Here is an 11738-nt window from a genome sequence, read left to right as displayed (position 1 = left end):
CACGGAAATCAACGCCCCGGCCGCCTTCCCCGCCACTGCCGCCACGGCACTGGCCGCGCCTCGGGGGGCCATTTCGGCTTGTATTCGTCGGCTGGCACGCTTGGCCACTGGCGCCATGCCGGCATCCGTCGAAGCAATGCCCTTCTCGCCGCCCGCCGTGTGGATCTTCTCGATCAGCGCCTGGTAGGCCGGCAATTTGCTCAGTTCGGCATGCACCACCTGATATAGCGAAGCGTCACGGGCGCTTGGCGGGCCCAGCGAAATAGCCGGGATTTTCTGAACGCGACCGTTGAGCTGCGCCATTGGCACGCCATGACGTTTGGAAATAACTTCGAGTTGCTGCCCCATCAGTTGCACATAAAACTCTGTCGCCTGGCCGAGGACCGCGTCGGGATCGATCTCCACCGCCACCGGTTCCAGTACTCGCCGGTGATATTGCTCCAGCAGATAGGCCGCCAGGCGTTTGGTCGTCGCATCCTGCTCGTCTCCGGCATTGATGGTGTACCAACTGACTTTCATCGACAGCCATTCCTGGGTCCAGTAGCTGCTGAACCACGGAATGAAGACTTCTTCGGTTTGCTGATAAACCCGGGTGCGCCAATGCTCCATGGACCCGCGGGCGTAGACCCTGGCCTGTTCGGTGGCCTGTTGCGAAGCAGCGACAATCTCTCGGTCCACCTGCTGCCAGGTGCTCTGGGACACCACTACTGGCACCACGATTACCGGGGCACGCGTGGGCGCGGCGCATCCCGCCAATATCACTAACACAGCGACGATCAGCGAACGCAGGTTCAAGATCGCGGTGTCCTACAGTCCTCGTCGAACGGAGTGTTCGACGCTAAAGAGCGTGCTGATTTGAGTATAGGTCGGGGTCGGGGGCCGTCCGTCAGATGAATGGATGGAGCCCTCAAGACCAATGCAGATCGCCACCATCATTCACGTCAATATTCACCATCGCCGCGAATGCCTTCCGCAAAAAAACCGTCAGGTGCAGGATCAATCTCATCCCATATAAACCCCGCACCGGAGGGGCAAACCATGTTGATCCATCTCCTGACCTGCCTGGCCCTGACGGCCGTCACCCTGACCTTATTTTCCCGCTTGGTGCTGGATATCGGTCAAACCGAGGAGCCGAAATCATGATCCATTCTGTCAGCCTCGCCGTGAGCTTTCCGCTATTCGGCACCAACTACTATTCGCAGCAGGTCGTGTCTCGCAAAGCAGTCGCGCTGGTATTCGACGAGCAATTCGAGGCCTTGCTGATGCCGGCAGCGGCCAACCACTTCAGTAACGAAGTGGTCGGGCTCAACGATCAGTTCCGCTTTTTGAATGATGTGCTGGTTGAGCATTTGCTGGAGACTGAAATGGCTCAGCATCCGTCACGGGCGGGACAAGCGTTCACCTTCTGACATGCTCGCGCCCCTCTTGCTAACTGGTACTCAGGATCCGCACCGGGCCTTGGCGATTGAGAACTTCGATCATGACGTTTTCTCCCGAGCGCCGGAGCATTAAGTCCACGGATTCAGCACCCACTGCCAAACGCCGCAAGGCGATGGTGTCCAGAAATGCCGGGAGCACCGGTTCGTCGAACAGGATGTTGAGTTTCCTCGGCCTGAAGCTCAGCCCCAGGCACGACTGAATCATCGACAACGGCGCAGCGGCGGCCCAGGCCTGGGGCATGCAGGCGACTGGATAGAACGTTGGCCCTTGGGTGCGTTGCCGGGCAAAGCCGCAAAACAGTTCGGGCAGGCGCCGCAGATCGATGTAGGTCGACGCGGCGAACAGGCCTTCGAAAATCCGCGCCGCGTCCCGACGGTAACCGTAGCGGGCGAAACCGGCAGCGATCAGCGCATTGTCGTGGGGCCAGACGGAGCCGTTGTGATAGCTCATCGGGTTATAGCGAACCTGGGAGGACGCGACGGTGCGCACGCCCCAGCCGGAAAAGGATGAGCGGTCCATAAGGGCGTCGACGACCGATGCCGCGCGTTCCGGGTAAGCGATGCCGGCGAACAGGGCATGACCGGCATTGGAGGTACGGATTCGACAGGGTTTCTTGTTGCCGTCCAAGGCCAATACATAAGTGCCCAGTTCTTCGTCGAAGAAGCGGGAATCGAATTCTTCACGCAAGCGTTGAGCCTTGTATTTCAGGCGCTGAGCCCGCTCCGGATCACCCAGCCGACGAGCGATTTTGGCCGCACCAGTCCAGGCGCCATACACATAGGCCTGAACCTCGACAATCGCAATCGGGCCCACGGCCAGTTGCCCATCGGCATGGAAAACCGAATCGTGACTGTCTTTCCAACCCTGGTTAATCAGCCCCTCGGCGGACTGCCGGCCATACTCGACAAAACCATCGCCATCGCGGTCGCCGTACTCCTCGATCCAGGTCAGCGCCGCCTCAATATTCGGCCAGAGCTGACGCACTGTGCCCAAATCATTGGTGCGCTCCAGGTACGCGGCGGCCAGCATGACGAACAACGGCGTGGAATCGATGCTGCCGTAGTAACGTCGGAACGGCACCTCGCCCAATTCGGCCATTTCCCCCAGCCTTATCTCGTGCAGGATTTTACCGGGCTCGGAATCGGCGTGGGCGTCGACGATGGTTGCCTGGTTGGCGGCCAGATGCCCGAGCACGCCTTTGGCAATACCGGGATCAAACCACAGCATCTCCCATGCCGTGATCAGCGCATCTCGTCCGAAAACGGTGCTGAACCATGGAATGCCAGCGTAGGGATATAGCCCCTCGCGGGTTTTGGTCATGAGCATGTAGAGGTCGGAAACGCTGCGGCTGACCGCCTCGTTGAACACATCGTGGGAGCTCACCACAGAGGCCGCCCGCGAAGAGAACGTGCGTAACTCGCGTCGGGAATCGCGCAATGAAATGAAGAACCCGTGGCGCACCGTAAACGGCGGATTTTGCACGCCGCAATTAATGTCCATGAACAGCGACTGGCTTTCCCCCGGGGCCAGCCGAACCTCGAACAACGCCGAATCGCAGGTCAGGCTGGCCGGCACCGGGGCGAAACGCAGGCGGGTCATGCGCCGTTTGTGGTCCAGACCGGTGTAGGAAAGCACCACCTCTTCATCGGTAATCTCTGCCCGGTGCCCTTCGCCGCGTTGCGGACGCCGGGCGCCGCGAACCTCGAACAGGTCTTTGAAGTCGGCCGCGAACTGGATTCTCAATTGCAGATGCTGGGGCGAATCGTCGAAATTGCGCAGGGTCAGCCGTTCATAACAGGAGCCATTCCACAAGAATCGTGAGCGGCGCAGATGGATCAAATCGTGGTGCAGGATTTTTTCACCATGGGCGTCGAACAGATCCGGGTTGGTCAGGTCGCACGTGAGCATCGCGTTATCGTCACGCAGCGTCGAACTGAGCAACAGCGGCCGCGCGCCGTTAAGCGTCAGGTAGAGCCCGGAAAGGTGTCGGGTATCGGTATGGAAAATCCCTTGCGGGCTGTCGTCCGCAAACAGCACGTCGCCATTGGGATCGAACACCGCGAAGGTGTCGTTGTTTTTCAGGTTGCGCAAGCGCAGCTCTTGCAGCGACGCGGTGGCTGGAATATCAAAGGGCGTGGAGGGATGGCCATAGGTGTTGCCCGCCGTCAGGTGGCGATACAACTCCAGATAGTTGTTGGTCATGCGCTCGACCGTGAACCGTTCGTCGAACCTGGCCCGCACCCTGCGCCGATCCAGCTCTGCCAACCGCTGCACCGCCGCGACCGCCCCTGCGACGCCATCGACGATGTAACCGGACACGCCCTCGTCGATCACTTCCGGCACCGAGCCCTGACCAAACGCAATCACCGGCGTGCCGCAAGCCATGGCTTCGATCATGACCAGACCGAACGGCTCGGGCCAGTCGATGGGAAAGATCAAGGCGCGAGCATTGCCCAGCAAGTCTGCCTTTTGCGATTCATCGATCTCGCCGAGAAATTCGACATTCGGATGGGCGGCGATCATCGGTGCGATAACTTCTTCCCAATACACCTGATCAGCCCTGTCGACCTTGGCCGCGATCTTCAATGACAGCCCCGCCTTCAAGGCAATCTCGATGGCGCGGTCCGGGCGTTTTTCGGGAGAGATACGCCCCAGAAACACCAGATAGTCGCCGCTCGGTTCAGGGTTGAAGGCCAGCAGATCACTCGGAATGCCGTGATAGACATTGCCCACCCAATTGACGTCACCCTTCACCGGGGTGCGTTGCGCCTTGGACACCGAGACCAGCGGCACCTCGGGAAAGTGAGGGTAAAAGGATTGGTAGTCCGCAATGTCCAGACGCCCGTGAAGCGTGGTCACGCTGCGCCCGGCCAAGTGCCGAATCAAAGGAAAATGGAAGATATCGACATGAAAATGCATCACGTCGAATTGATCCGCCTGACGCAGGACCTGATCGAGCATCAGAATGTGATGAGGCGCCCCGTCCTTGATCCGTGGATCGAACCGCAGGGCCTGGGGCGCACCTGGTTCCAGGCGTGCCGAGGTTTGCGAATCGCCACTGGCGAAGAGTGTGACATCGTGTCCCTGTCGTACTAACTCTTCGGTCAGGTAGGACACAATCCGCTCAGTGCCACCGTACAAACGGGGCGGACAACGTTCGGTAAGCGGCGCGATCTGAGCGATCCTCATGGAGAGGCCCTCCGTCATGGGGTCGAAGGATAAAGGCTTCCTGCGTCTCGGCGTTTCTGTTCGCTGAGGTCTGGCGGCCCTGTCCTCGATTGACGGTGCGCCTGCTGCAACAGTTCCATCCGGTAATACGCCCCGGGTACTCAGCGGTCGCCGCTCTCCAGACTTCTGAGCAACTGGCCCAGACCGTCTGCAAAACAGGTCGGCTCCGTGCACCGAAAACGTTCAAGCAAACGCTGGTTATCGGCCCGGGAATGGCGGATGTCACCGGAGCGCGGGGCAGCGTAATTCAACGCCAGAGGCCGGCCCAGCAGCGTACTCAACGTGGCCGCCAGCTCGTTGATGCTGGTGGAGCGGTTGAAACCGACGTTGACCGGTTCGCCGCTCGGCTCCGATTCTTTCACCGCCTGTACCAGGACCTTTACAAGGTCCTCTACGTAGACGAAATCCCGGGTCTGTTCACCGTCCCCGTACACCGTGACGGGCAGGTGCTTCTGCGCTCTTTCGCTGAAGATACTGATGACCCCGGAGTAAGGCGATGATGGGTCTTGGCGCGGTCCGTAAATGTTGAAGAAGCGCAAGATCACTGGCTCCAGACCATGCTGGCGGCGGTAAAAATCAAAGAAATGCTCACTGGCCAGTTTGTCCGAGGCATAGGGCGTCAACGGGGCTTTGGGCGTGTCTTCGGTGATGGCCGAGCCTTCGCCGTTGTTGCCATAGATGGCGGCGCTGGAGGCGAACACCACCCTTCTCAGGCCGGCCTGTCGCATGGCCTCGCAGATATTCAGCGTCCCGATGAAGTTGCTTTGATGGGTGGCGATCGGGTCTTCGACCGACGCCTGAACCGAGGCGACCGCGGCCAGATGCACCACCGCGCTGCAATCTTTCAGGGCGCGCTCCACTGTCGGCGCATCCGCGACATCCCCGACTGTCAGGCTCAAATGCGCCCGATCCACCGGCAGATTCGCCAGTTTGCCGGTTGAAAGATCATCCAGTACCCGCACGCCATAGCCGTTTTCAAGCAAGGCTTCGACCAGGTGCGAACCAATGAAGCCCGCGCCACCCGTCACAAGAATTCGATCAGCAGACATGGCAAATTCACTCTGGAGTAGTGGTTGTAGGTCGATCCATCGCGACGAACTCCTCGACTTTTTCCATCAACGCCCGGCCGGCACTGAACATCTCTTGCCAATCGGTGGGGAAGCGGACATTCAAGGGCAGTTGATCGATTCGCCAGCGCGACGGCAGTGGGTCATCAAACCGGGCGGCGACCTGCAAGCCCATTTCACTGGCAGCAAACGGCCCGCGCAGCACCGTCGGCGTGCGCCCGGCGCTGTCTACCGCCTGAACCACGTGAGCCGCCAACCATTGGCCATCCGGCATGCGCACGCGCAGCGGCTGACCGATAGCGGCGTAACTGATATTGAGCGGTTCCAGATAAATCCATAGCAGCGGGTCCTCCAGCCGCTCCAGGCGCATCAACAGCGTGCCGGCACCGACGTTTTCGCCCGGAGTCACCAGCACTTCCGCGATCCGGCCGCTCTGCCCGGCCTTGATCGACAATGCGGCGAGACGCGTCTTCAACCACTGCTGTTCGGCGTTCTGCTGAATGATCTCGCGCTCAACGCTTTGGGTGGGCTGACGCGCCAGTTGCTCGCGGCGTTCAAACGCCAACAAGTCCGCTCGAAACCCGTCGAGCTCCGACTGCGCTGCCAGCACCTCGCCGCGAGCTGCCGCGCCTCGTTCAACCAAATACTCCAATTCCTGGATCTTTTGTTCCGCCCTGCCGATTCGGGTCTTGAGCAACTGACGCTCGCGGCCGCCCAGTTGGGCAGTGCCTTTTCCGGTGCCCGTCGCTTTGGTCGGCATGGCGGCCAGTTGCGCCAGTCGGACCCGCCATTCCGGGTTGTCCAGAGTGACCAGCATTTGATCGGCCTGGACTTGCTCACCGGCCTTTGCAAACAGCTGATCGACCCGGCCGGCATCGCGCGCGCGCACCTCGTAAATCGGCAGGCGCAATTGCGCCGGCGCGTCGATCATCAGCATGCTGTATGCCAGCTTTCCACCCAGCCAGATCAAGGGGCTGGCGACCAGCAACAGAATCAAATACCAGCGCGCGCGAAAGGCCATGCGCTTGCTCGGTGCGTACAGCACGCTCAAGCCCTGTTCCTGGGCGGGGTTCAATTCTTTGCGACTATCGAAACGAATTTTCATGACGGCTCACCGTTTGGGGAAGTCTCGCCAGGCCTGCCAGTCGATACCGGCAACCCCCCGCGGTTGCAATTGTTCGCGCCAGGCGCTGGCCTGGTGTTTCAACTGGTCAGTCGATGCACCCGCCCAGCTTTCCGTGGCTGGCAATTCGGGTTCTGTGCTTTGGGCCAAACGAAATTGCAGCGCCGGCCAGCGCTTGGCGATCTGCTCCGTCATGCGTGCGCTGTTTTGCGGGTTGCGGGTGTAGATCATCAGGCTGACCTGACGCACGCCGGCCTCGGGAAGTGCGCAAGGCACACAGGTTTGCCCAGGTTTCGGTTCAGCGAACCAACGATGATGGCTGGATATTTCCACGGGCCATGGGCTCTCGCTGGACGCCATGCGCAAGGTATCGAGCCAGTTTTTCAGGCGTTGATCAGGGACGGGCATGCCCAGTTGTTCGACCTCGAGGTCCAGATGCAGGCTGCTGAATGCAAGCCCCTTTAATTTCTTCAATAAATCGCTGAGCTGGTGACGGTCCGTCGGTTCGATCCAGCTCGAATCGCCGAGCAACAGACTCACTTGCAGATCTTCTCGGGCCGCGTCCTGAAGCAGTTGCTCCAGCCGTCGGCGAGTCGTGACCAAGTCATTGACCTGTGCAGCCTTGAGGCCGAGGTAGATCTTGTCCATCCCGGCCTTGCGCAGCGCCTGAAGCTCCGCCTCGCGCCGATCGGGATCGAGCAACGCTTCGCTGTCCCAGACATAACTGGCCTGGGACCATTTGCCCGAACTCGTCCCCGCCTCTGCCCCTGCTTTCGGCGCTGCCGTTGATGTGGACGCCAGCAAGAAACGCGGTTGCCGCAGGTCGGCCTCGCCGGTGCGAAACATGGGGTCCGATTGCTGCTTGTCGATCAAATCCTGAAGGGGCAGCGGTTGTGCAACGAGCGCCGCAGGGGGCAGCGACAGTGTCAAGGCTAGAAGTACGGATCGCATATCAAAACCTCGTGGCTCGTTTAAGAACCCACCACGGCGCCATCGAGGTCTCTTCATGGCCTCGACGAAACACCTCGTTGAGCATGGCCACTGCGCTCCAGCACCGAATGAGTAGCATGAACAGAGGGAAGACAGGCACCAACAACCCCAGGGTCACGTCCTGTCGAGGTCGGTCAGACACCATCGACAACATGGCGCCGAACAGCAGCATGGTGATCATCAGGTACAGCAGGTAGATCAGCGCAAACAGAAACAACAGCGTCTTGCCCGGCAGAATGAATAGCGCCAGCAAGGTGTAGATGAAGATGATGAACGGCAGCACCAACTGAAAAAAGAAGCCACTGACCAGGATCATCAGGAAGGTTCTCCAACCCAGTAAATCCGGGTTGATGTTGTGGTTGTGCTTTCTGACGTACAGAAAAAACAGATCGCCGTCCCAGCGCAAACGCTGCATCAGAAACTGCCTGAGCGTCGCGGGTGCATCGGTATGCCCGATCGCTTCCGGCTCGAAGGGAATCCTCAAGTCATGTCGCTTGAAGTAACTTTTGATGCGCAGCGTCAGGTCCAGATCTTCCGCGGTATGGGTGTTCCAGCCGCCGATTTTCACCAGGAAACTGCGACGGAAAGCGCCAAAGGCACCCGAGACGTTATTCACCAGGTTCCATTCGGCCAGACCGATTTTCGACATGTGAATCGACAACACGTATTCCAGCGCCTGCATCGCGGTGACCCAGGAGCCCCAGACATTGCGCACCCGCAGGCTGCCAGCGACCGCAGGTACCGAGGGGTCTTCGAAATTGCGCACGATGGCACTGACCATGTTGTTGTCGAAGGACGTATCACCGTCGAGCGCCATGACGATGTCGCCGCTGGCATGGGACAAACCGGCGTTCAATGACGACACCCGTCCGCCCCTTTGCCATTTGGCGATCGGGCGCAAATGACGCCGGGGGTACAACAGCGGGTCCACGTTGAAACGGCGAACGGCGCTGAGCGTCGGTTGATTCATCGTGGCGCCGTCCACCACCGGGATCATCTCGATGTGGCCGGGGTAGGTCTGCTCGCACAGGCTTAACAGCGTGGTCTGGACATCCATTCCTTCGCTGTAGCAGGTAATGATGCAAGAGACCTTGGGCCGATAGAGGCTGGTCTTCGGCACGCTGCTGCGCCGACGGGCAAACCAGCGCAATACGCCGAGCAGCACCATGATTGTCAGCGGCAATTCAAACACCAGAAACAACGGGAAGAGCATGTAGAACAACCGGCTCAAACCGTCCGTCCCCATGATCGCACTGAGCATGCTATAGAGTTGCTCCATCAACGGGCTCATGGCTTAAATCAACTCACTGGCAAGACGGGCCAGCAACAGCTCACCGTCTTCTTTCTCGAGCAAATCCCCGGGGGCCGTGAAACTGACGACACGCAGGGAAATGTCACTGACCTCCGGCGCGGAAAACAATTCGGCGACCTGGCTCAAGCGCTGGGCGACGAACTCCAGCCCTTTGCCATCCGTGTGCGGCAGCATGATCCAGAAGAACTCTTCGGTGCTTCGCGAGCAGCGATCGGTTTCCCTGACGGATTCCTTCAGCCGATCCGTCAGGCTATCGATGAAGGCATGCCCGCGGTGCTCACCAAGACGCGCCAGCGTACCGGCCAGGTTGACGAAGCGCAGGCCGATCAACGAGAACGCCGGCTGCTTGTAACGACGCACCACCTGAAGCTGCCAGGTCAAAAGCTCGAAGAAATCCTTGCCGCCCAATAAATTGAGGCGGCCGAAATGGTCGATCGATCGATCGTTGAAATCCTGGCGACAACGAAACCGCCCCGCTTCCGTCAGATGAAAGTCTCGAACTTCGCGTATGCGCAGCTTGTCGGGCGCGTGTGACAAACCGCAATCCAGGCAACGCGCCTGCACATCGGCGTCGACAAAAAACGCCTGGCATGAGCGGCAGCGGTAGTTTTCCAAAGGGCGATCGTAGTCACTGCCAATGTGCCGCAAACGGTTCAGACAGTTGGGGCAGAGCAACACGCCATCCTTGAGAAACGACTCCTGATGGCCCACGTGACCACAGGTGAAGCAGTGCAATGAAGGTTGCCGTGAAATGTCCATCGCCTGGCATTCGGCGCACACATCAATGTAATTGAGGCGCCCCGAGCCACAGTCCGAACACAGACGTACCCGATCGACCAGCACGCCCTCTTCCAGCCAGTCGTGCTGCACCATCAGACTGAGCCAGACAAACGGGTTGACCTGCTCGGCATCCGCCAGTGCTTCGAGCAGCGGATAGCGATAATGCTGGGGGACTTCGGGGTCGCGCAGGGCATACACATGAGCGTCGGCACGCAACCACAGCCACGACAGCACCCGACTTTCAAACCGCTCGGGCGCAGACCCCTGCCGGAACAGGTTGAAGCGTTCTCGCCAGATCTCCCAGAGCATTTTAATTTCGCTTGTTTCGGCAGGGCATGTGCCATCACCCAGCGCTTCACACCAGCTGTCCAGGTCTCGACAGCAGTAAACGAGCTGATAGCGATATGCCGGAGTCGAGCGCAATTTACGCAACACTCGCCCGGCATAAGCCGCTGGCATATCAAGCAATAGAACATCGAATACAGGCGCAGCCAATAAACTGCTTAGATCCGAAAAGTGTTCAAGTTCCGGGATATTAGAACTGGCAACCCTATTACCGAAAACTGCAATACGAGGATTTGGAGTCGACATGATGCACTCCCCCTAAGAAGCACCCAAGTGTGATCCAACACAAGACTACCAACACTAGCACCCCGTCAGAAAAATGCCCGACTAATTATCGGGTTATTTTTTGACACTACCACTGCCAAAATATCGCCACAAAACAGGATGACTCGCAATTATCAATAACATAAAACACTAAGCAAATAACCAAAATAATATTACTTAAAATCAATAATTTACAACTATAAAAAGCCAAACAAAAAGGCCATTTGTATGAATATACAGCGCTATTCAACCACGCCTTAATGCGTCTTGTTATCAGATAAAAACACCTGCCAAATTGCAGGCACATTGCAATAAAATTGATACTATCCAGGATCAAATAAGTTCAACGCAACTCGTCGGAAAAACAACTACTGCGCGCATACCCCAAGTGTTACATCAACTTTACATTAGCGGCTTATCGACATCATTCAATTAGAACACTCTATAAATTTTATGAATTCTTTTCGAGGGCATTTAATTGAGCGTTTCGATGAAACAACCGTCGCCGGAACCAGACAACCAATAACGTGAAGAACGCACCGCCCACTGCCAGTGCCATGTCGGCCTGAGAGTCCCATGGGTCATTTTGTGCAGCGACAAATGCCTTCGCCGTGTCTTTTCCCAGGAACTGCCCACCTATCCATTCCACGATTTCATAGACAGCCGAGGTCGACAGCACGATGTTCAGCGCGACAAAACCAATCCAGAAACCGCGCAGCGGCGTGATTCGCACAAGCACTTCCCGAATCGGATACACCATCAAGAGTCCATACGTCAGATGGACCAGTCGATCGTAATGATTGCGTTCCAACCCAAGGGTTTTGTTCAGGCTGACCCCGGTCAAGGCGGAGCACCAGCGGTCGTAGGGCACCAACGCATAGGTGTAGTGCGACCCGAGTTCATGAATACACAGAAATACGAATACCAGAGTGATGGAAACGGCAGACAAACGGAACCGTTGGGAGACGCCCACCAAGACCATCACCAGCAGCACGGCCAGCAGATTTTCCAAGACCCAATCCACTCGGCTATGGGGTGAAATACCCAGCGCTGCGACGATCAAAAGAAACACGATCAACAGCACCAGGTCGTATCGCGGATGTTCCTTCGGTTGCATGGCTTGAGCCCCTCAAAAGGTCTCGCTCGGCCAGTGTAGATTAGTTCCATTCGCGCACCGCGGTACGACCCG

Annotated in this window: 9 protein-coding genes; 1 reads left to right on the top strand and 8 read right to left on the bottom strand. The window is 58.2% G+C overall.

Annotated elements, in window-relative coordinates:
* A partial coding sequence (locus KGB18_RS28215; RefSeq protein ID WP_223570851.1) for a hypothetical protein occupies positions 1-795 on the bottom strand: 795 nt, incomplete at its 3' end.
* A 344-nt stretch (positions 796-1139) separates the two neighbouring features.
* Between KGB18_RS28215 and KGB18_RS28210 the strand changes: the two genes are divergently transcribed.
* Positions 1140-1409, top strand: a complete 270-nt coding sequence (locus KGB18_RS28210) for a hypothetical protein (RefSeq protein ID WP_201060156.1) — start codon at positions 1140-1142, stop codon at positions 1407-1409.
* A gap of 19 nt (positions 1410-1428) precedes the next feature.
* Here the strand turns inward: KGB18_RS28210 and KGB18_RS28205 are convergent, their stop codons facing one another.
* The 7 genes from KGB18_RS28205 to KGB18_RS28170 all read right to left on the bottom strand — a co-directional run bounded on the left by KGB18_RS28205 (position 1429) and on the right by KGB18_RS28170 (position 11666).
* Complete coding sequence (locus KGB18_RS28205; protein ID WP_187326428.1) at positions 1429-4629, bottom strand: glycogen debranching N-terminal domain-containing protein; 3201 nt, start codon at positions 4627-4629, stop codon at positions 1429-1431.
* 140 nt (positions 4630-4769) lie between these two features.
* Positions 4770-5717 carry an NAD-dependent epimerase/dehydratase family protein gene (locus tag KGB18_RS28195; protein WP_201060155.1) on the bottom strand — a complete coding sequence of 316 codons (948 nt, stop codon included), beginning with the start codon at positions 5715-5717 and terminating at the stop codon, positions 4770-4772.
* Between the two features lie 7 nt (positions 5718-5724).
* A complete protein-coding gene (locus tag KGB18_RS28190; RefSeq protein ID WP_223570850.1) occupies positions 5725-6840 on the bottom strand; it encodes an HlyD family secretion protein in 1116 nt (371 codons plus the stop codon).
* Positions 6841-6846: 6 nt separating this feature from the next.
* On the bottom strand, positions 6847-7809 hold the full coding sequence (locus tag KGB18_RS28185; RefSeq protein ID WP_187326427.1) for a hypothetical protein: 963 nt from the start codon (positions 7807-7809) through the stop codon (positions 6847-6849).
* Position 7810: 1 nt separating this feature from the next.
* Positions 7811-9127: a glycosyltransferase family 2 protein gene (locus tag KGB18_RS28180; RefSeq protein ID WP_201060153.1), complete on the bottom strand. Its 1317-nt coding sequence runs from the start codon at positions 9125-9127 to the stop codon at positions 7811-7813.
* Between the two features lie 15 nt (positions 9128-9142).
* Positions 9143-10249, bottom strand: a complete 1107-nt coding sequence (locus KGB18_RS28175; RefSeq protein WP_315972422.1) for a diguanylate cyclase domain-containing protein — start codon at positions 10247-10249, stop codon at positions 9143-9145.
* A 751-nt stretch (positions 10250-11000) separates the two neighbouring features.
* Complete coding sequence (locus KGB18_RS28170) at positions 11001-11666, bottom strand: DUF2238 domain-containing protein (RefSeq protein WP_223570849.1); 666 nt, start codon at positions 11664-11666, stop codon at positions 11001-11003.
* Positions 11667-11738 lie beyond the last annotated feature (72 nt).

The organism is Pseudomonas sp. BF-R-26, from assembly GCF_019947395.1.
Taxonomy (GTDB): Bacteria; Pseudomonadota; Gammaproteobacteria; order Pseudomonadales; family Pseudomonadaceae; genus Aquipseudomonas; species Aquipseudomonas farris.
Note: the sequence above shows the minus strand (reverse complement) of the source record. Positions and strands in the feature narration are given on the sequence as shown.